12 protein-coding genes and 1 rRNA gene are annotated in these 21,431 nt (G+C 58.1%); 8 read left to right on the top strand and 5 right to left on the bottom strand.

Features of this window, described 5'->3' with window-relative positions; genetic code table 11:
• Positions 1 to 94: ribosomal RNA gene (gene rrf, locus BW956_RS20445) — 5S ribosomal RNA — on the top strand; the annotation flags it as partial.
• A 156-nt stretch (positions 95 to 250) separates the two neighbouring features.
• On the opposite strand, the gene fabI is transcribed toward rrf, so the two are convergent.
• Positions 251 to 1,015 carry an enoyl-ACP reductase FabI gene (gene fabI / locus BW956_RS20440; RefSeq protein ID WP_139327245.1) on the bottom strand — a complete coding sequence of 255 codons (765 nt, stop codon included), beginning with the start codon at positions 1,013 to 1,015 and terminating at the stop codon, positions 251 to 253.
• 208 nt (positions 1,016 to 1,223) lie between these two features.
• Positions 1,224 to 3,794 carry a putative bifunctional diguanylate cyclase/phosphodiesterase gene (locus BW956_RS20435; protein WP_010325194.1) on the bottom strand — a complete coding sequence of 857 codons (2,571 nt, stop codon included), beginning with the start codon at positions 3,792 to 3,794 and terminating at the stop codon, positions 1,224 to 1,226.
• A gap of 157 nt (positions 3,795 to 3,951) precedes the next feature.
• Here BW956_RS20435 and recC point away from each other — a divergent pair, with 157 nt between their 5' ends.
• The 7 genes from recC (at position 3,952) to BW956_RS20400 (ending at position 15,954) form a co-directional block, all read left to right on the top strand.
• Positions 3,952 to 7,377 carry an exodeoxyribonuclease V subunit gamma gene (recC, locus tag BW956_RS20430; protein ID WP_175612051.1) on the top strand — a complete coding sequence of 1,142 codons (3,426 nt, stop codon included), beginning with the start codon at positions 3,952 to 3,954 and terminating at the stop codon, positions 7,375 to 7,377.
• Entirely contained in the window at positions 7,374 to 11,132 is a 3,759-nt protein-coding gene (gene recB, locus BW956_RS20425) for an exodeoxyribonuclease V subunit beta (RefSeq protein WP_076465948.1), read from the top strand. Before recC ends, recB begins: the two co-directional genes overlap by 4 nt.
• Positions 11,125 to 13,167 carry an exodeoxyribonuclease V subunit alpha gene (gene recD, locus BW956_RS20420; RefSeq protein WP_076465945.1) on the top strand — a complete coding sequence of 681 codons (2,043 nt, stop codon included), beginning with the start codon at positions 11,125 to 11,127 and terminating at the stop codon, positions 13,165 to 13,167. The genes recB and recD overlap by 8 nt, the downstream gene beginning before the upstream one ends.
• Before the next feature lie 109 nt (positions 13,168 to 13,276).
• On the top strand, positions 13,277 to 13,939 hold the full coding sequence (locus BW956_RS20415) for a c-type cytochrome (protein ID WP_076465943.1): 663 nt from the start codon (positions 13,277 to 13,279) through the stop codon (positions 13,937 to 13,939).
• 1 nt (position 13,940) lies between these two features.
• Positions 13,941 to 14,921, top strand: coding sequence for a c-type cytochrome (locus tag BW956_RS20410; protein WP_076465941.1), 981 nt, complete (start codon positions 13,941 to 13,943; stop codon positions 14,919 to 14,921).
• 151 nt (positions 14,922 to 15,072) lie between these two features.
• Positions 15,073 to 15,549, top strand: a complete 477-nt coding sequence (locus BW956_RS20405; RefSeq protein WP_010325200.1) for a DUF2489 domain-containing protein — start codon at positions 15,073 to 15,075, stop codon at positions 15,547 to 15,549.
• Between the two features lie 27 nt (positions 15,550 to 15,576).
• Positions 15,577 to 15,954 (top strand): hypothetical protein, encoded by a 378-nt coding sequence (locus tag BW956_RS20400; RefSeq protein ID WP_076465938.1) that lies wholly within the window; start codon positions 15,577 to 15,579, stop codon positions 15,952 to 15,954.
• 9 nt (positions 15,955 to 15,963) lie between these two features.
• Here the strand turns inward: BW956_RS20400 and BW956_RS20395 are convergent, their stop codons facing one another.
• The 3 genes from BW956_RS20395 to BW956_RS20385 form a co-directional block, all read right to left on the bottom strand.
• Positions 15,964 to 18,237, bottom strand: coding sequence for a hybrid sensor histidine kinase/response regulator (locus tag BW956_RS20395; protein ID WP_076465936.1), 2,274 nt, complete (start codon positions 18,235 to 18,237; stop codon positions 15,964 to 15,966).
• Positions 18,237 to 19,115: an ABC transporter substrate-binding protein gene (locus BW956_RS20390; protein WP_175612050.1), complete on the bottom strand. Its 879-nt coding sequence runs from the start codon at positions 19,113 to 19,115 to the stop codon at positions 18,237 to 18,239. The genes BW956_RS20395 and BW956_RS20390 overlap by 1 nt, the downstream gene beginning before the upstream one ends.
• A gap of 93 nt (positions 19,116 to 19,208) precedes the next feature.
• Complete coding sequence (locus BW956_RS20385) at positions 19,209 to 21,281, bottom strand: TonB-dependent receptor plug domain-containing protein (RefSeq protein WP_076465930.1); 2,073 nt, start codon at positions 21,279 to 21,281, stop codon at positions 19,209 to 19,211.
• Between the last annotated feature and the right edge of the window lie 150 nt (positions 21,282 to 21,431).

The following is a 21,431-nucleotide window of genomic DNA, read 5'->3' as shown; positions in this document are numbered from 1 at the left end:
AACCACCTGATCCCATACCGAACTCAGCAGTGAAACGCGTCATCGCCGATGGTAGTGTGGGGCTTCCCCATGTGAGAGTAGGTCATCGCCAAGCATTTAATTAAGCGAAAACCCCGGTCTCGTTGAGATCGGGGTTTTTGCGTTTCAGAGGCTGAGGAAGTCTCTCCAGATCCCGGTTGCTTACCGATACTTATCAGACTATGAAAAGGCCCTCGCATTGACCCCTATAAGGCAATGCAAGGGCAGGTCCTTATGCCATCAGATGATGGCCTGCATCGATATGGATCAGGTTGCCGGTCAGTGATGCCGCCTGGTCGCTCACCAGAAATGCAGCCATATTGCCCACATCTTCTGGGGTGCCCAGCCTGTGCAGTGGGGAGCGCTCGATAGCATCATCCATCAGTTTGTCGAATGCCTGGATGCCACTGGCAGCACGGGTCGGCATAGGCCCCGGTGACAGTGAATGTACGCGAACCTGGTGCGGCCCCAGTTCAGATGCCAGGTAGCGCACAGAGCTATCCAGCGCTGCCTTGATCGGCCCCATCATGTTGTAGTTCTCAACCACGCGTTCGGCGCCATGATAGCTCATGGTCAGCAGTGTGCCGCCATTTGGCATCAGTGGTTTTGCCAGTTTGGCCATACGGATAAATGAGTGGCAGGAGATATCCACAGCCTTGCAGAAGCCTTCCGCGGTGGAGTCCAATAGCTGGCCGTGCAGTTCATCCAGCGGTGACCAGGCAATAGAGTGAATCAGGAAATCAATTTCGCCCCACTCTTCCTTCACCGTATCAAATACCGCCTCCATTTCGCCTGGCTCCGCCACATTACAAGGCAGAAAAAGTCGTGCATCCAGCTGGTCTGCCAAAGGTGCCACATAGGGTTTTGCCTTCTCATTCAGGTATGTGAGGCAAATATCTGCACCCAGTTGACGTAGTACATCAGCACAGCCATAGGCGATGCTCTTGTCGTTGGCTACGCCAAAGACAATGCCTTTCTTGCCGCTCAGATCAATCATGATGAGTCTCTCGGATATGAAAATGCTTTCACCCTAAAATGGCGTCATGACAAAAGCATGAAGCCATTGAGGGCAATAATGATGAAGGTTTGAATCCTGTTACTGCAGGGGAGAATCACTGCTTTTGTCTGGCCTCCCTGACGGAGGCCATGCAGGAAAGGCATGAGGTAATGCTTACTGGCTTGTCACATGCGTCCTGAGCTCCGCATTAAAGCTCAGGGTTGCTATGGCTTGAGGGCAGGTTCCGGTCTGGGCGCCCAATATGGAAGCCCTGGGCGTAGTCGATGCCTACCTCTCTGACTAAGTCCAGTACCTCTTCGGTCTCCACAAACTCTGCAACCGTTTTCAGGTTCAGCTGTTTGGCCAGGTTGGTAATACTGGTCACAAAGGCCATATCCTTGGGATCATTGCCCATATTGGCAATGAACTCGCCTTCGATTTTGACGTAATCGATGGGCAGGTATTTCAGATAATGGAATGATGAGAAGCCTGAGCCGAAGTCGTCAATGGCCAGACGGTAGCCGGAGTCCTTGAGACTGCGTACAAAGCGCTCCAGTAACCCCATATTTTTGACGGTATCGCGCTCGGTAATTTCAAAGACAATACGGTCCGGGCGGATATCATGGCGCTGAGTCAGTTCATGCAAGGTTTGCAGGAAATCGCGAACCAGAATGGCTCTAGGTGACAGGTTAATAAACACCAGTCCTTCATAGTCGCTCTCGTTAACGGCGATGAAGGCTTTCTCCATGACGATGTAATCCAGCAGGTGTACCTTGCCCATGGACTCGGCAATCTCGATGAACTCACCAGCAGACATCAGACGGTCTGGCAGTTCGATGCGACTGAGTACCTCCACCGCGGGGATATTGTCCTCCAGCGGCTGAATGGGCTGGAAGACCGGTATCACACTGCGGTTCTCGATGGCCTCATTCACCAGCAGCATTTTCTGGTTCATGTCGTGGAAGATATCCGCCACATCTTCCTTGTGCGGCAGACTGATGCGGTTTTTACCCTGGCTTTTGGCCCGGTACATCAGGTTATCCACAAACATGAACAGGTCCTTGCGGTTATCGGCATGCTCCGGGAACATGCCAACGCCGATAGAGCCGGTGACGCGCACACTGCTGCCCTGATTTACATCCAGTGCAAAGCCCTGCAGGCAGTCGAGCAGGCGTTCGGCGATCTGTTCGGTTTCCTGGGTGGATGTTTCCGGCAAGACGACAACAAACTCATCGCCACCATAGCGGGCCAGCACATCGCCGGTGCGCAGCTGTTCCTGCATGGTCAGTGCAAGTTGTTGCAGCAGCTTATCGCCGACGGCATGACCGTAGCCGTCATTCACGGCCTTGAAGTTATCCAGATCGATCAACAGCAGGGCGACGGGATAGTCATGGCGCTGGCAGCGGTCCAGCTCATAGTCGAGCAGCTCCCAGAACATGCGCTGGTTGTACAGGTTGGTCAGCGGGTCGCGGGTGGCGTAATACTCCAGGTCGCGGGTGTACTTGTAGATGGCTTTCACGGAACCGACCACGTTCAGCAGCGTCGACAGTACGCTCTCCAGCACCAGAACCTTGGTGTTATTCTTGACGATATCGGAGTGAACGCCGATGCCGACAATACCGCCGATCTTGGGTGTTTCTACCAACAGAGACTTGGTTTGCAGCTCGATCTCGGTAGCGTTGAGGGTCATCTCACCGTCTGAGCGCACGTGGTTGTGGTGAATCACAACCTCACCGGGCAGCTGGAAGGTCGAATTGCTGCGCAGCCTTTTGAGGACGGCGGTTTCCATCATGGCACGGGTGTCGTCACTGGGTGGACGCAGCCAAAAGATTTCCAGGTCGAACAGCTCGTCATCCACTTTGAAGATGGAAAACATGGTGTAGATCGGGATCACCTGGTTGATGTCCATCATCAGCATGTTGATGTACTCACGCCAGTCGCGTACCACCTCGGAGGTGATAACGAACTTCTCCAGCAGGCGGATTTCAAACTCCAGCAGGTCCTTGTCAACGGCAATGGCGTTCAGACGCGTGGCCAGCGTTTCGACCTGGTTGAAGATGTGGTTGAGCTCGGTAAAACCCAGATCGCCGCGGTCCCGTGAGAGTTCATCCAGATCTTCCAGCGACTCTACGCGGGCAATGCGACGGCTCAGTTCATCGACAGAATGGTTGACCTTCTGAGTGACCGAGCGGACCGCCCAAAACCCGAACAGGGCGGGCAAAGGGGAGAGCAACAGCAGATAGTAGAGCAGATTACGGTTGGCGATGGCGATTTGTGGCGTCAGGTCCTGGGCGACTTCGATCAGGCCCAGGTTGTCACCGGCACTGGCATTGGTGTGGCATTTCAGGCACCTTTCCTGTGCCTGCAGTGGATAGAGGTAGGTATGGATATTGCCATCATGCAGCGCCTTGGGAGTGCCCGCGTGCATTGCCTGTCGCATTTCAGGTGTCAGCGGGGCCTGGTCGATGGTGCCATACAGATCGGTTACGGTCTGCCCACGGAACACGCGTACGTCCATATCAGAGCCGCTGTCATCCGTGTGTGACAGCTGCTGCAGGAACTGCTCCAGCTGCTGCCGCGTCCAGCCCTGGCTCATCACCAGGTACATGGAATTAAAGGTATTCTCTGCAACCGAGCGGGCAATCTCTTCAGCGCTGTCACGTACACTGGCCTGATATGCCTGACGGCACACCAGCAGCAGGACCAGAAAGCCAATCGCGGAAAACAGGAAGGTGCGATTAAGCAGGTAACGCCTGATAGTGGGAGTGCTGGCAGACATGCGTATCCTTACCGGGTCTTGGACATAAGATAGGGATTGTACGGTGATAAACTGTTGGAATCTGTAAACAGTTTGTTTGATATTGACCTCCATCAATGCCTACCAAGGTGGCAAAGAGGTATTGGCGGCAGGTGTCTTGAACACAGGAGTGTTGGCTTTGAATCAACCCCAGGCAGGCCTGGCCATTATTCACGGCAACCGGCTGGAAGCTTTGCGTGAGTTGCTGGTGTATTGGATGCGCAGCAATCCGCTGCGGGTATTGGAAAACGAAACCATTCTGGTGCAGAGCAACGGCATTGCCCAGTGGCTGCAGTTGGCACTGGCTCGTTCGCCAGAGCATAGTGAGCAGCCAGGTTGCGGTATAGCGGCGTCGCTGGATATTCAGTTGCCTTCGGCGTTTCTCTGGCAAGCCTACCGCGCTGTGCTGGGGGCTGACCGAGTGCCCAAAACCTCGCCCTATGACAAGTCTCGACTGGCTTGGCGCCTGCTGCGGCTGTTGCCCGATTTGGTCGAGCAGCCTGAGTGTGAGCAGTTACGCCGCTTTCTGGCGGATGACCTGACCGCGCGCAAGGAATATCAGCTGGCCGAGCGGTTGGCTGACCTCTATGACCAGTATCAGGTATACCGTGCCGACTGGCTCAGTGCCTGGGCTGAAGGGAGGGACCTGCTGATTGATGCCAAGGGTCAGGAGCAGCCGCTGCCTGAGGAGCAGCGCTGGCAACCTCTGCTCTGGCGTGCCATCCGTGCTGATATGGACGAAACCCAACGCAACCTGAGCCGTGCCGACCTGCACCAACAGTTTTTGAGCGCATGCAGTCAGCTGCATAAGCGACCTCAAACCATGCCGCGCCGGGTGATCATTTTTGGCATCTCGGCGCTGCCACAGCAATTTATCGAGGCACTTTCAGCGCTGGCCGAGCATACCCAGGTATTGCTCTGTGTTCATAACCCCTGCCGCCATTACTGGGCCGACATCATAGATGGCAAGGAGCTGCTGCGCAGTACCCGCCGTCGCCAGGCCCTCAAGGAGGGTATGCCTGAAGAGGTCAGTGATGCCGACCTGCATCTGCACGCCCAGCCATTGTTGGCGGCCTGGGGAAAGCAGGGGCGTGACTACATTCGTCTGCTGGATGAGTTTGACGATACCAGCCAGTACCGTGACTGGTTCCAGCGTATCGACCTGTTTGATGATGCCGAGCCGGAGGTTGAACAGCTGTCGCTGTTGAACCAGATTCAACAGGATATCCTGGAGCTGGAACCCTTACCCAAAGAGGCTCGACATTGGTACGAAGGTGATGACTCACTGACCTTCCAGGTCGCACATAGTCGGCAGCGCGAGGTGGAGATCTTGCACGACCAGATGTTGCAGTGGTTCCAGGATGACCCCAGTCTCAAACCCCGCGATATCATCGTCATGGTGCCGGATGTTAACCAGTATTCGCCGCATATCCGCTCCGTATTTGGTCGGTTGTCACGACGGGACCCTCGTTTTATTCCCTTTACCCTGAACGATCAGCAGAATCGCGGTCAGGCACCGCTGTTGATTGCGCTGGAACTGCTGCTGCAACTGCCGCAGGAGCGCTTCGGCATCAGTCAGCTGTTCGATCTGCTGGAAGTGCCTGCCCTGCGTGAGCGTTTCGGCATGGCGGAAAGCGACTTGCCCCAGTTGCAGCACTGGATCCGTGATTCGGGCATTCGCTGGGGCCTCGACAGTGCCCAACGCGCCGGTCTGGAATTGCCGGAAGGGCTGGAGCAGAACACCTGGCTGTTCGGCCTCAAACGCATGCTGCTGGGCTACATCATGGGTGACGAGCAGACCTTTGCCGAGATCGAAGCCTACGGTGAGGTCGGTGGTCTGGAAGCCGCACAGGTGGGGCCGCTGGCAGAACTGGTGGCGGCACTGCTGCAGTTGCGTGAGCACTTGCTGACCCCGAAGCCCTTTAGCGAGTGGAGTCTGGTGCTGACCGAGTTGCTGGAGCGTTTCCTGTTGCCGGTCAGTGACCAGGACCTGATGCTGATGGAACGTCTGACCCAGAAACTGCAGGAATGGCAGGAAGCCTGTTCCGAAGCGATGCTGGAGCGCCCTTTACCGCTGGAGGTTGTGCGTGACAGCTGGCTCGATGGCATCGATGAAATGAGCCTGTCGCAGCGTTTCCTGGCGGGTGCCGTCAATATCGCCACCTTGATGCCGATGCGTGCAATACCCTTCCGCCGCGTCTGCCTGCTGGGCATGAACGATGGTGATTATCCGCGCATCCAGCCGCCGATGGATTTTGACTTGATGGTCGGGCGCTACCGGCCCGGTGACCGTTCCCGTCGTGAGGATGATCGCTACCTGTTCCTTGAAGCCATGCTGTCAGCACGGGATGCGCTTTATATCAGCTGGGTGGGACGCAGTGTACGTGATAATGCGGAACAGCCACCCTCGGTGCTGGTGGCCCAACTGCGTGATCATGTTGAGCAGGGCTGGCAAACAGAAGAGGGTACGGAGCTGCTGGAACAGCTGACCACCGAGCATCCACTACAGCCGTTCAGCCCGCGCTACTTTGATCAGAATCCGCGCCTGTTCACCTACGCCGGTGAATGGCGTGAGGTGCACAATGGCGTTGAGCAGCAGGTACAGACAGATTTACCACCGTTGGAGTTTCCGGAAACACTCAACCTGAAAGCGCTGCAGCGTTTCCTGCGATACCCGGTACAGACCTTCTTCACCCAGCGCCTGGGTGTCTGGTTCGAGACGTTGGACGAAGTGCAGGTGGAGCACGAACCCTTTCGCTTTGACCGGCTGGACCAGTTCCGCCTCGGCTCTGAATTGATCGACGCGGGTCTCAAGGCCGAGACTCATGAGGCGGGAATCCAGTCGCAACTTGCACGTTGGCAGAGGGCCGGTGAGTTGCCGCTGGGCCCCTATGGTGAGCGGGCCTTGCGGGAAATTGTCAGCCCGGCTGCCTCGACGCTGAGGCACCTGCAGCAGCTTCAGGCCGACTGGCAGCCATTGGCAGAGCCACTGGAAATACAATTGACGCTGAATGCCGGAAACGCGCAGGTGTTACTGGAAGACTGGATTGGTGGGCTTTATCGCCAAAATACCGGCAAAGAACTGGCGCTGATTCTGTCATCGCCCCAGGCGATCAGCGACAAGGGCCAACCCCGCTGGCACCGGCTGGTGCGGGCATGGCTGGACCACCTGGCGGTCAGCGCGAGCGGGTACTCACTGACCACCTTCCTGGTGGGGCCGGATACCAGTGCCCGGATTCGACCTTTGGCGGCAGATCGCGCTCGGCAACTGCTCGACGAGGTATTGGCGTACTACCTTCAGGCACTGGCGGAACCAGCGCCGTTGGCCTGTCGCTCTGCGCTGGCTCTGCTTAGTGCTCCAGAAGACAAGGATCCTGTCGAAGCAGCGGCCAATGTCTATGAGGGGAACAGCCGTTTTCCCGGTGAAGGCGCGACTGATCGTTATCTGCAGCGCGCCTGGCCCGAGTTTGAGCCATTGTTACGTGCCGGTTTGGAGGACTGGGCTCGCGCCCTGTATGGCCCTCTGATCGAACAGGGTGAACTGCTGTCACGGGAGGACACATGAGTCAGCCAAACTCAAACGGGAAGCCTGAAGCGCTGAACCCGCTCACCTTTCCTCTGCACGGCCAGCGTCTGATTGAGGCCAGTGCCGGCACCGGCAAGACCTTTACCATTGCCGCCCTCTATGTGCGCCTGGTGTTGGGACACGGCGATGCAGAGTCCGGCTTTGGCCGCCCCTTGCTACCGCCGGATATTCTGGTCGTAACCTTCACCAATGCTGCTACCCGAGAGCTGCGTGACCGTATCCGCAGCCGACTGGCCGAAGCCTCTCAGGTCTTTCGTGGCAAAACAGAGCCGGACCCCTTCCTGCAACAGCTGTTGGCCGAACCCTGCTATGCCGATGCAGACGCGCGGGCGTTGGCGGCGCGTAAGCTGGAACAGGCCGCAGAGTGGATGGATGAAGCCGCGGTTTTCACCATTCACAGCTGGAGTCAGCGGATGCTGACCCAGCATGCCTTTGATACCGGCAGTCTGTTTCAGCAGCAACTGGAGCAGGATGACAGTGAGTTGCTGGCCGAGATGGCGCGGGATTACTGGCGTAGCTGGTGTTATGCCCTGCCAGCGGCCGCCGCCGATGCCCTTAGTGACCTGGCGTCAGACCCGGATAGCCTGTTGAAAACGCTTAAGCCTTTGCTGCAGCCCAGCGAGCAGGAGGTGCGTTATCAGGGCGAAGTGGTCGGGCAAATGCTGTCGCCGGCCGATTACGCCGCGCAATTGGAAAGCTGGTTGCCGCAGAAAGAGCAACTGGAGCAGCAGGCGCGTGTGCTCTGGTCAGCCGAACGCGAAGGCATCGAAGCACTACTGGTTGAAGCCGCGCAAGCAAAGATTCTCAACAACCAGAGCTACAAACCGGCATCCCTGCCCGGTAAGCTGGCCGAAATGGCTGCCTGGGCCGAGGGCGCTGCGCTGGCTGTGGATAAGCTGGAGCACTTCGCTCTGGCCAGGTTGACCGCCAAAACCGCCAAGGCGAAACAGGGACAGACCCCGAGCCATCCGGTGTTCGAACAACTGCAGCAGTTGGTGGATTATCTGGCCGGGCAGCCGCCGGTCCAGCCGGTGCAACTGCATGCCGCACGCTGGATTCAGCAGCGTTTTGATCGCTCTCGCGAGCGTGCAGCGACGCTTGGCTTCAACGATATGTTGGTGCGCCTCGATGATGCCTTGCAGGACGAGGGCGGTGAGCATCTGGCCAGCACCATCCGGCGACAGTATCCGGTCGCGTTGATTGACGAATTCCAGGATACCGACCCACTGCAGTACCGTATCTTCAGCCGGGTTTATCAGGGCCGACAGCCTGACGCGGGACTCTCTGAATGTGAAACCTCAGCGCTGTTGATGATCGGTGATCCCAAGCAGGCGATCTATGCCTTCCGTGGCGCCGATATCCACACCTACCTGCAGGCACGGGAGGATACCGCCGGGCGGCACTATACGCTGGGGCGCAATTTCCGGTCTTCTTCAGCCCTGGTTGCAGGGGTCAACCGCCTGTTCGAACAGGCCGAAGCGCATCAGCCCACCGGCGCCTTTCGTTTTGCCCGCGACGGCGATAACCCCTTGCCGTTCATCCCCGTGGAGGCCAATGGCCGCAAGGAGGTGTTCGAGGTCGAGGGAGCCCGGCCGGGTGCCCTGAATCATTGGTTGCTGACCGACGATGACGCCGATGGCGTGGCTGTGGGGGACTATCGTCAGCGCATGGCAGAACACACGGCCAGTGAAATCTGCCGTTTACTTACCCTGTCACAGCAACAGTGCGCGGGTTTCCGTCAACCGGATGGTCAGCTGGAGCCGTTAAAGCCGAGTGATATAGCAATTCTGGTGCGCAGTGGCAGTGAAGCGAAAGTGGTACGAGAAGCGCTGGAGCTTCGCGCTGTGCGCAGTGTTTACTTGTCAGATCAGGCCTCGGTCTATGCCAGTGCCGAGGCCGAAGATCTCTGGCGCTGGTTGCGTGCCTGTGCTGAACCGGAGCAGGCGGGGCGCTTGCACAGCGCTCTGGCAACGGCCACGCTGGATCTGGGCTATGCCCGACTGGAACAGCTGACCCGTGATGAGCAGCAATGGGAGCATGAGGTGGAACGTTTCCGCCAGCTGCGCGAGATCTGGCAGCGCCAGGGCGTGTTGCCCATGGTGCGTCATCTGATTGATGGTTTTGGCCTGCCGGCGCAGCTGTTACAGGAAACAAACGGTGAGCGAGTGCTTACCAATATTTTGCACCTGGCAGAGCTGCTGCAAACGGCCAGTACCCAATTGGAAGGTGAGCTGGCGCTGATCCGATACCTGCAGGAACAGATTCTCGACAGCAGCAATGGCGGTGATGAACATATCATGCGCCTGGAAAGCGATGCCGATCTGGTCCAGGTAGTGACGATTCACAAATCCAAGGGGTTGGAATACCCACTGGTCTTTCTGCCCTTCATCTGCAACTACCGTGAAGTTACGGCCGATAATGGCAGTTACCGCTATCAGACCGACGCCGGCACGGTGCTGGAACTGGACAGCAGTGACAAGAAAGCCAAAGCGGCGGCCGACGCCGAACGTCTGCAGGAAGATCTGCGTCTGTTGTATGTAGCGCTCACCCGGCCTGTGCATGCCTGTTGGCTGGGCGTGGCCGCGATCAAGCGTAACCGCTCGCTCAGTGTGCACAAAAGTGCCTTTGGCCAGTTACTGGGCTGTGCCGACAAAACCGATACCGCGGCGTTGAGTAACCTGCTGCAGCCATTGGCCAGCGATGGCGTCATTGAAGTCAGTGCACCACCCGTGATCGATACGGCGTTGCTGCCGGCAGCCTCATCCGCAACAGCGCTGGCGCCGGCGCGCAGCTGTGAGCGCGCGGTAGCAGGTGAGCGCTGGTGGATTGCCAGCTACAGTGCCATCGCTCAACTGCAAGGGCAGGCTGAACTGGATACGCCGGCAGAGCATGAGCCTTCCGAAACACCGGGTGAAGAAACCGCGCGCGAGAGCCGGGATGAAGCCAGCGCCGGATCAACAGTGGTCGAATTTGACTACGACCCTCACCACTTCTGGAAAGGCCCTCAGGCCGGTACTTTCCTGCATGGCATCCTGGAGTGGGCGGCCGAGCAAGGCTTTGACCTGGTAGCCAGGGATCAGAGTCTGCGTCAGGACTATCTGGCGCCGCGCTGCCAGCGCCGTGAGTGGCAGCCCTGGTTACCGGTGCTGGATACCTGGCTGGAGCAGCTGCTGGCCACACCCTTGCCGTTACATGAAGATGCCGTCCCTCTGGCTGGTTTGACCGAATATCAGGCCGAAATGGAGTTCTGGTTTGAAGTCGCAGAGGTGCCGGTGGCTCGATTGGATCGCTTGATCAGCCGCCAGGTATTGTCGGGACAAGCGCGTCCGGCACTGGCACCCCAACAACTGGGCGGCATGCTCAAGGGCTTTATCGACCTGGTGTTTGAACATGACGGGCGTTATTGGGTGGCCGATTATAAATCCAATTGGTTGGGGCCTGGCGACAGCCACTACACCCTGGCCGCCATGCAGAAGGCCGTCTTGGATAAACGCTATGACGTGCAGTATGTGCTTTACCTGCTGGCGCTGCATCGGCTGCTCAAGGCCCGCCTGCCTGGCTATGCCGATGATCCGATCAACGGCTATGAACAGCATGTTGGAGGTGCGCTCTATCTGTTCCTGCGTGGTATCAACGAACCCGGCCACCATGGCTGTTGTATCGACCGACCGGAGGCCGAATTGATCGAAACACTGGATCGTCTGCTGGCGGGTGAGGAGGTGGCTCATGGCTGAGCAAAATGATCTCTTTGCCGCAGGCAGCAACCTGCACCCCGCCCTGCAAGACTGGTGGGCGCTGGAGGCCTTGTTGCAGCGCTGGCAGGAGCGCGGCTGGATTCGGTCGCTGGATCTGGCGCTGGGGCGCTTCCTGCACTCACTTGACCCGGCCAGTTCGCCGCTGGTGCTGCTGGCAGCCGTGCTGACCAGCCACCAGCTCGGGCGAGGCCACATCTGCGCCGATATCGACAACCTGCTCTCGGCTCCGGATACGGCGCTGTCGCTGCCGCCGGATGGCGAGTTCGGTGAAGCCCTGCCGGATCGGCCGGTGGAGCTGTTACAGGGGCTTGGGCGCAGCGAATGGCTGGCAGCCCTGCAGACCTCCGCCCTGGTCAATGCAGGTGATCCACCGGCACCGCTGGTGCTGGAGCCTGACTCAACCCGGCTTTACCTCTATCGCCAGTGGCGGTACGAAGTTGATGTTGCACAGCAGGTTGGTGAACGACTGGAGGGTCTGCCAGTCGACGATGCACGCTTGCAGCAACGTCTGGGTGAACTGTTTGACCGGGTAGATGAACACCTCGACTGGCAGCAACTGGCCTGCGCACTGGTGGCGGGACGTCGTTTCGGCATCATTACCGGTGGCCCCGGAACCGGCAAGACGACCACCGTGGTGAAACTGTTGGCACTGCTGCAAAGTCTCGCCCGTGATGACGGCCGGACATTGAGAATTCGACTGGCCGCGCCCACTGGTAAGGCTGCTGCGCGATTGACCGAATCCATCAGCGGTGCAGTCGGGCGCTTGCCTGAGCATCTGCAGCAGAATATTCCACAGGACGTAACGACTCTGCACCGGCTGCTGGGCGCGCGTCCGGGGACTCGCCGTTTTGTCCACAATGCCGATAACCCGCTGCATGCGGATCTGGTGGTGGTGGATGAGGCGTCGATGATTGATCTGGAAATGATGCAGCAGCTATTGGCCGCCCTGCCGTCACGGGCGCGTCTGGTTCTGCTCGGCGACAAGGACCAGCTGGCCTCGGTAGAAGCCGGCTCGGTGCTGGGCGACCTCTGTGAAGGCGCGGATCTGGGGGGCTATACCGCCGATACGCTGGCACAGCTGGAACGCCAGACGGGGCAAAAGGTGGCGACCTGGCAGGCGGCAGAGGGCGAAGCCTCGACCCAGCCATTGGCACAGGCGATCGCCATGCTCAGGTTCAGTCACCGCTTTGGTGCGGACAGTGGTATAGGCGCACTGGCACGGGCGGTGAACTCGGGCCATCCCGAGGCTGTGAATAAGGTTTTAAGTGATGGCTATGCTGACCTGGGGCTTACAGTGCTCAGGGGGCAGGAAGACCGCGCGCTGGAACGGCTGGTGCTGGAGGGCGGCGACCAGGCTATGGGCGCTGATGGCTCCTTGCCTCAGGGGTATCGACACTATCTGCACCTTCTAACGACCCGGCGACCGGCCGAGCCGACGCAAGATGCACTGGATCTCTGGGCGCGGGATATTCTCAGTGCTTTTGGCCAGTTCCAGTTATTGTGCGCACTGCGCCGTGGCCCCTGGGGTGTGGAAGGGCTGAATGAGCGTATCGCAGCCGCTCTCTGCAAAGCGGGTTTGATCGAGCGGGATCAGGGCTGGTACGAAGGGTGCCCTGTACTGGTGACACGGAACGATTATGGCCTGGGGCTGATGAACGGTGATATCGGTATCACCCTCGCTGTCCCTGCCGAGCAGGACGGGCAGGCGTTGCGGGTTGTCTTCCCGCTGGCGGATGGAACCCTGAAATGGGTACTGCCCAGCCGCCTGCAGGCAATTGAAACCGTGTACGCCATGACCGTGCACAAATCGCAGGGCTCGGAGTTTGCTCATACGGCGTTGCTGTTGCCACCTGCCGTTAACCCGGTACTGACACGGGAGCTGGTGTATACCGGTATTACCCGCGCCAGTCGCTGGTTCAGTTTGTTATTGGCGCACCGGGGACGGCTGGATGATGCCGTGCGTGCCCGGGTACGGCGTGCCAGTGGCTTGAGAAGCCGTCTGACAATGCCCTAAGCGGACAGAATATTCTCCAGCAGGTCTGTTGAGATTGTTTTATATGGAATATGATTATTTCCGATAAGAATAATCTTAATTAGATTTTGTCTATGTACTGGAGAGTGGCATGTTGAAAACACACTGGCGCCTGACGCTGGCAGGTGCCCTGCTGATCAGCGGAGCGGTTCAGGCTCAGGGCGTGGCAGCTGACGGTCAGAAAATCGTCATGCAGGGAGATGGCAGTGGTGCGCCTTGCCTGGCGTGTCATGGTCTGGATGGTGCCGGCAATAACGCAGCCGGCTTTCCCCGCCTGGCCGGGCTTGATGCGGCTTATATCGCCAAGCAGATGCGTGATTACAATAGTGGCACCCGCGTCAGCCCGATCATGCAGCCGAATGTGGATAACCTGAGCGAGCAGCAGATTCTGGATGTGGCCGCTTATTATGCACAGCAACCGGTGCCGGCAGCGGCTGCCGCGCCGGATGATGCGGAGCTGCTGACGCTGGGCGAAAAAATCGCCACCCGGGGGGACTGGAATCAGTACATTCCCGCCTGTGAAAGCTGTCATGGTCCTGACAGCCAGGGTATGGGCAGTGCCTTCCCGGGCCTGGCAGGGCAACATCCCAACTATATCAAACAGCAGCTGAACGCCTGGCGTGACGGCAGTCGCCAGAACGATCCCAACCAGCTGATGACCGGTGTCGCCGAACGTCTCAGCGAACAGCAGATCGAAGCCGTATCCACCTATCTGGGTGCCCAGCAAGCCGTGGCCGCCGAGGGAGGGCAATAATATGAAAGCGAATTTACTGATGCTGGTATCAGCTCTGGGCCTGAGTACCTCTGCGTTGGCCAATGACGCCAAGGTGCCGGTTAACCTGCCTGCGCCCAAGGACGGTCAATATGTGCATGAGGCACCGACGATCGATGACCTGATGGCAGATGAGTCAGTTAACCCCGAATTGCGCAAGGTGATTCTCAAGGGCTACGACATGTTCATGAACACTCAGCAGTTCCGTGGCGAGTATGTGTTCAATGATATGAACTGTAAAACCTGTCACATGGGCGAGGGGAGGATGAACTGGTCCGGTCCGGTATGGCCGGCGGCAACGACCTTGCCGGATTTCCGTGGCAAGAACCAGCATGTGAACTCACTGGAAGAGCGTATTGCCGGCTGCTTTGCGTACTCCATGAACGGCACACCGCCGGCCTATGGCAGCGATGACATGCTGGCGATGGTGGCTTATCACCAATGGCTGGCCAAGAGTGCACCGGTGTACGAACGCAATATCGCCGGACGGGGCTTCAGCCATCTGGGCAAGAAAATCCCCGAAGACGTGAGCTATGAAAAAGGTCAGGCGGTGTTTGAGACCAACTGTGCCATTTGTCACGGCAGCGACGGCGCAGGCCAGAAGAAGGATGGCGAGGTGGTGTTCCCGCCGCTTTGGGGTGATGGTGCGTATAACTGGGGTGCGGGCATGACCCGTATCTTCACGGCGGCCTCGTTTATCAAGAACAACATGCCGTTGAGCAAGCCGGGTTCCCTGACAGACGATGAAGCCTGGAACGTCGCCTGGTACATCAACAGCCAGGAGCGCCCTCAGGATCCGCGTTACACCGGTGATGCCAAAGCCACGCGCGAGCAGTTCCTCAACTTTCACAAGCATACCCGCTACGGCACCGAGGTGAACGGGCAGGTACTGGGTCAGCACGACAATACCGGCGACAAGCCCTTCCTGAAGCCGGATAGCCTGAAGCCCCGCACCTTCGAATAAAACATCGGGTCTTCAGCATGCTTTCACGGTGGCGGGTTTTCCCGTTCGCCGTGAAAGTCCCCGCCAAACTGATGCTGTACTCATTGCGTAGTGAGAGACAGGGGCTACCTCTGGCATAATGCCGGTGCAGCCAACCGCGCAAGAGGACAACATGAGCACAACTCTGACATACATCCTGATCGCCCTGTGTTTATTGGTGATTGCCACGCTATCAGCCGTTATCTACCGCCAGCTCAGTAGAGCCAAGGCGCTTAAGGCGGAGCAGAACGAGCGTGAAGCTGCCGCCATGGCTGCACTGGAAGAACGTCATCAGTACTTGAAAGACAGTATCCAGCTGGTGGCCGGTGCCATCTTGCATGATGAGAAAATGACCCTGACCGAGGGCTGCATTCGTTTGAAAGTACTGCTGGAGAATTACCGTCCTCAGTTGCTGGAGCAGGAAGCCTATGCGGTGATCACCGAGGTGCACGACAAAACCAGCCATATTCCGATCAAGGATGAGTGGCAGGCCCTGCCGAAAAAACTCAAACGCAGCTACGAGCAGGAGATGCGCGAGCTGGAAGAGATACACCAGGACGCGGTTAACAGCATTGCTCGAGAGTTGAGCAGTGGCTCTCCTCTACACTAAGCAGCCAGATATCCGCGGAGGGTCATAATGGCGGAGTTCCTGATCGCCTTTCTGGTTTCATTGTTGTTGATTGGTGGTCTGGTGCTGGCGCTGACCTACGGGCGCGCGCCCACCTGGCGTCCGGATCGGCGCAAGGTGCTGGATCTGATGCAGAAACTGCAAACCGGCGACGTGCGCCAGGATGAGTGGGAGATGTTTATCGGTTTCCCCATCCTGCATGATCCTGAACTGGAAGCGATTCGGCGTCTGTGTGTGGGCATCCATGAAGGGGACGACCGGCACCCGCCGGCATCGGATGGACTGGGGCAGTATGTCTATGACCGAGCCGGGCGGCAGCGTGTGGCGGAAGTACAAAAGGAGCTGGAGCAGCTGATTGCAAATGAGCCCTATTTCCGTGACTTCTGATCCCGCCTTTTAATACTGCTCATGCTCAACCAGCCGGCTTAAGCGGTGGCTGGCCTGCCAACAGAGTCGCTGGTCACCGGCGATAGCGGCCTGATGCAGCTCTGCAACCACGGTTTCCAGTTCCGGCAGTTCATACAAACCGGCCACGCCCATGAGTTGATGGGCATGGCTGCGAATCACATCAAACCGCTTCGCCTCGACAGCTTGTTCAAGCGCTTCAATCTGGCGTTCCAGCTCGCTATGCAGTGCATCGGGATCTACTGCATCGAGCAGATCTGAAACGGGCGCAGGTGATGTTGGCTGTGGCTTGTGCTCGAGCCGGGCCAGGCGTTCGAACAGATCGGACAGGTTCAGTGGCTTGAGCAGAATCTCGTTGGCCCCTGCTGCTCGCAGTGCTTCGTGTTCATGGGCCATCACATTGGCCGTGACCGCAAACAGAGGCACCTCCGAATCCAGAGCGCGAATCTCACGGGTAGCCTGGATGCCATCCATCTCCGGCATGTGGACATCCATCAGGATCAGGTCCGGGCGGTGCTGGCGGAACTGTTGCACGGCTTCTACTCCGGTCTGGGCCTGAATGACCCGAGCACCCGCCTGGCTCAAAACGCGGTTCAGCAGGAGCCGGTTAAAGTCATTGTCTTCTGCCAGCAGGATATTGAGGCGTCTGTTCAGCTGTAGCCGGCTGGGAACCGGGGTAGCCGTACGACTGGGTTGAGGTGGCATCTGCGGTGTCACCTGGGCAATCGGCAACGTCAGGCGCAGATGCACTTGCGTGCCTTCGCCCTGGGTGCTGGTCAGGTTGAGGCTGCCATGCATCAGGTTGGCCAGGTGGTGGGCTATGACAAGGCCCAGCCCGGAGCCGCCATAACGGCGGCTGATGCTATTGTCGGCTTGCGCAAAGGCCTTGAACAGGTTCTGCTGCTGGGCTTCAGAGATGCCGATACCGGTATCACTGACTTCAATATCCAGGTGACAGCGGTTGCTTTCACAGTGACTGCTGGCATTTAACCGTACTTCACCGCTGTCGGTAAATTTGATGGCATTGCCAATCAGATTGGTCAGAATCTGTGCCAGGCGGGTCGGGTCACCCCGCAGGGCCGGTGGCAAATTATCGTCCAGGCTGACTTCCAGCTTGAGCCCCTTGTCCCGAGCCATGGGGGACTGCATGGCGACCACATTCTGCAGACACTCGCGCACCGGAAATGCGATCTGTTCCAGCTGAATGGCATCCGATTGCAGGCGGGAGAAATCGAGAATGTCATCAATAATGGTCAGCAGCAGACTGGAGGTCTGGTTGATGATCTGGCAGTACTGGCGCTGCTCCGGCGTTTGTTCGGTATTCTGCAGCAGCTGGGCAAATCCCAGTACCGAAGTCAGCGGCGTACGCAGTTCGTGGCTCATGCGCGCGAGAAATTCGTCCTTGGTGCGGTTGGCGGTTTCGGCCTGGTAGCGGGCGTCGCTGAGCTCTTCGTTCTGCCGCTCCAGGTGCCTCAGAGTGGTGGTGAGCTGGCGCGTGGCCTTGCGCACCTGTTCTTCCTGTTGCTGGCTGGAGCGCTGAATACGGGCGGCCATACGGTTAATGCCACGCGCCAGCAGGCCCAGCTCACCAGAGGCCCCGGTAGTGGCGGCACGGGTATCCAGTTGACCGGATTCAAGGCGCTCAACTACTTGACTGAGCGCGCTGATGGGGCGGGTAATGCCCAGGCCAAAACGGCTGGCAACCACAGCGGTGGCCAGCAGACCGGCCAGAATCAGCAGCAGGCTGCTGAGCAGCATCTCCTGCCGGGTAGCACTGTGGGTGCGGGTCGAAAGGACAACGCCGACCCAGCCGACCTGCACCGGCTCCAGTGAATGGGGTACCAGTTCGGGATTGCTCTCCAGCAAGAGAGCGCGGCTGTAAATGGGCGTCAGGAAGTACCAGTCTTCGCCCCCCAGCACCTGAGGTGGGCTATCCGGCGAAAAGGTCACCGGGAAACGATCCGAGCGGTACAGCAAATTGAAGCTGTCGTCATAAAACAGGATGTCGCGCACTTCATCATGGTGGCGCAAGGCCTGCTGACTCAGCAGTTGGAGCTGATAGCGGTTGCCACTGATGACGCCGAATTCCGCAGCTGAGGCCAGCAGGCCGGAAATCAGTCGACCCCGTTCTTCCAGGCGGGCGTTGTTATCATCCAGGCGGGTGTAGGTGAAATAGGTACCCAGAATACTGGCCAGTACCAGCATCGGAATCAGCGCCAGTAGTAACACACGGGCACGGATGCTGAGGGTACCCGGGCGCAGCATCAGTTGGCCGCCTCAATTTGGCTCAGCCGTCGTTGCAGAGCGGCTGGAGTTGGCAGTTCCAGCCCCAGCGTTCGCGCGGCAACCGGGTTGATGCTGACCTCGAAATACGCCGGAAAGGCGGAGCCCGGGATGGACTCGCCGGACATCAGCCGATTGATCCATTCGCCGGTTTGTTGACCAATTTGATGTGGAGAGGAGTGGACGGATGCCGTTGCCCCGGCGTCGGTATAACTCTTGGAAAAGCCGATTACGGGGACCTGATGTTTGAGCGACAGGTACAGGAGCCATTTGGAAATGGCACGGTTGAAGATGGAGCTGTCTGGAATGACCAGAAAAACATCACTGTGCTCGACGATGGGTGCCAGAATCTGGATCGGGTTGTCAGAAGACTTGAGTTCCGCCAGCTCCAGTTGAAACACCTCGCTTTGGGCATACTGCTCCAGTGCTGATTTGAGTGCCTGACTGTTTTGCCCCAACGCCGTACCCAGCGTTTGGGCCGCAGGCCGGATCATGCGGGCCAGGCGCACCTGTCGCTCCAGCGGCTGGTCTATAAAGAGACCGCTGATATGCGCGTCGGTATCCCCTGGCAGCAGGGTGCTGCGCAGTTTCTTGAAGGTCGACGAGGGTAGGAAGCTGCAGATCATGCGTGTTCCCGGGTGGTAGGTACGCAACATCTGCTCGCAGGCGCGGCTGCCGATCGCGACAATAAGCGAGGAGCGACTGTCCAGTGCCTGCAGGCGATCAAGCGTCACCACACGCAGCGGCGAGTGGGTACTGTCTTCTACCGCCAGCTTGACCTGATCGTAACTGGGGCTGATATCACTGAGCACCAGCAATACCTCATCCTGAGCCTGTGCCAGTGCTGAACAAAGTAACATCAGGGCACCGCATAGCATGCGGCGCCCTAAGCGCGTTGTCCTGCTGGTCCTGTGTAAATAATTTGCCATCCCTGCAATTATCCAGTCATCGAGTTAATGGTGCCTGAGCGAAAGCTGTAGCCAGTAGCGGCGATCAAACAGGTTGTATTCGTAGAACTCGGCATAGCTGGGCCCGAAGGCGTTCTGAACGGTCAAGGCAACCTCCAGGTCGCGCTGGCTATCCAGCTGCCAGCTATGGGCCGCACGCAGATCGGTACGCTCATAGCTATCGCGAATGCCACCTTCCAGCCAGTTCATTGTATCCATATAGTAGTACATGGCGCTCAGATTCAAGTCAGGCTTGGGGCGCCAGTTCAGCATGAGCGAGGCGGTGTGCTCGGCGGTCAGGCTGTCGCCAAAGGATACCTTGGAGCCATTCAATTTCTTGTTGTTGACCCAGGGGTCATTGCGCGTATTGATGTAGGCGTAGTTGATCAGGTACCAGAACTCGGGCGTCAGCTGCTGTTTGAAACTGACCTCTGCACCTTCATTGGTCCAGCTGTACTGATTTTCCTTAATGATGATGCGGTCCGGCCCCAACAGGGAATCTTCTTCGGCCAGGGTAAAGTAACTGTCGACCATGGATTCCATTTCTTCCCGGAATATACGCACATCGAGGGAGGCTGACTGCTGGGCCAGGTTGCGGTAGTAGCCGATCTCGTAGGTGCGGTTGCGTTCCGGTTGCAGGTCAGGATTGCTTCCGGTGATCTGGTCAAACAGGGTCACCTGATCGGTGAGGCCGGGAATCGGTGGTGCATAAATGGCATTGTTGCCGAAGCGCTCCTGCAGTGACGGCAGGCGCTCACTGAGCGAGTAGCCCAGGCGAATGCTGCTCTGCTGACTCGGGTGATGGATCAAAGCATGACGGTAGGAGAAGGCATCCGCGTTTTCCGAACTGTGCTCATACATGACCCCCGAGTTGAGCTGCCATTCGGGGTGCCAGGCCCAGTTGACGTTGGCAAAGCCGCGCCAGCGCTCTTCCTGCTCCTCGCCCGCCTGAAACAGCACATCACTGACGGCTTCTTCCATGCGGTAGCCAAGCCCGGCGACCAGGCTGACCTGATCCAGCTGCTCGGTGAGCTGGATTTCGGCATCGTAGGTATGTGTTTTGCCGTGCTCTACGTCGTCCCGGGTTCTGTTCAACGCCTGAAAATGGCGCACGAAGGCGTCTTCCGGCGTATAACCCAGTTCATCGGCCAGCAGGGCCGTCAGGTCTGACAGGCTGGTCAGCGGCGTTTCCAGATTCAGGTAATTATGGAAGGCGGATATCTGCAGGGTTCCGGTGTCGGAGTACAGGTTCTGGTAGCGCAAATACTGGTAGTTGGACTCATGCTTGCGGCGCACATACTCGTAATCCAGATCATCAGCCTGGCCCACGTTGGTCATGCCGCGGTCGATACCGGCCTGAAAACGCAGGGTTTCGGTCAGTGAGGGCGTGTAGCTGCCGCTGACGCTCAGGTAGTTGCGGCGCAGACGGTCATGATAAATGTCTTCGTGATCGTTTTGTTCGTGGCCGCCCGAGATACGGTAGTTCCAGTTGGCCAGGCTGTCACTGTGACTGGCGGTGACGGCCTGGCTGTCGAGACTGCCGGCGCCTGCGGTGACGTAGCCGCCGCTTTGTGCAGCCGGTTCACGGGTAATAATGTTGATGGAACCCATGAAAGCATTGGCTCCCTGAGTGGGGACGTTGGAGCCTCGAACCACTTCGATGCGAGCAATATCATCCATATTCAGGCCCAGAGAGGTCCAGTCCACCGTTCCCAGCATGGGGACATACACGGAGCGGCCATCCACCATCACTTCCATGCGGCGAGGAAAGTTGTCGCTGACGCCGTGGTAGGTGGTGGCAAACTTGTTCACGCTGACGTGTGCCGACTGGAAACCGGGTACCAGGCGCAGCAGATCGGGGATGTTGCGCGCACCTGAACCGGTGATCATGTCACGATCAATGATGCTGATGGAGGCGGGGGAGTCGGTCAGTTTCTGCGTAAGGCGGGTAGCAGAGGTGATTTCCGGGATATCCGTGAAGAAATCCTGTTCACTCAGGTACAGCTCTTCACTGGCAAAAACAGGTGCGCTAACCAGCAGCAGGGGGATCAAGCGGTTAGAGGCAAGCGGCACATTCATGGCGACTCCGGATAATATAAAACAACAGGTTATTTGATTTTCAGGCCTACATACACAACAACAAGGCCCAGTATGATTGCTTCAATAATGAAACCGTTATGCGTCAGAATCCAGTCCAACATTCCCATTCTACCCTTGCTCAGATTGCAA

The organism is Marinobacterium stanieri (assembly GCF_900155945.1).
GTDB classification, from domain to species: Bacteria; Pseudomonadota; Gammaproteobacteria; order Pseudomonadales; family Balneatricaceae; genus Marinobacterium; species Marinobacterium stanieri.
Note: the sequence above shows the minus strand (reverse complement) of the source record. Positions and strands in the feature narration are given on the sequence as shown.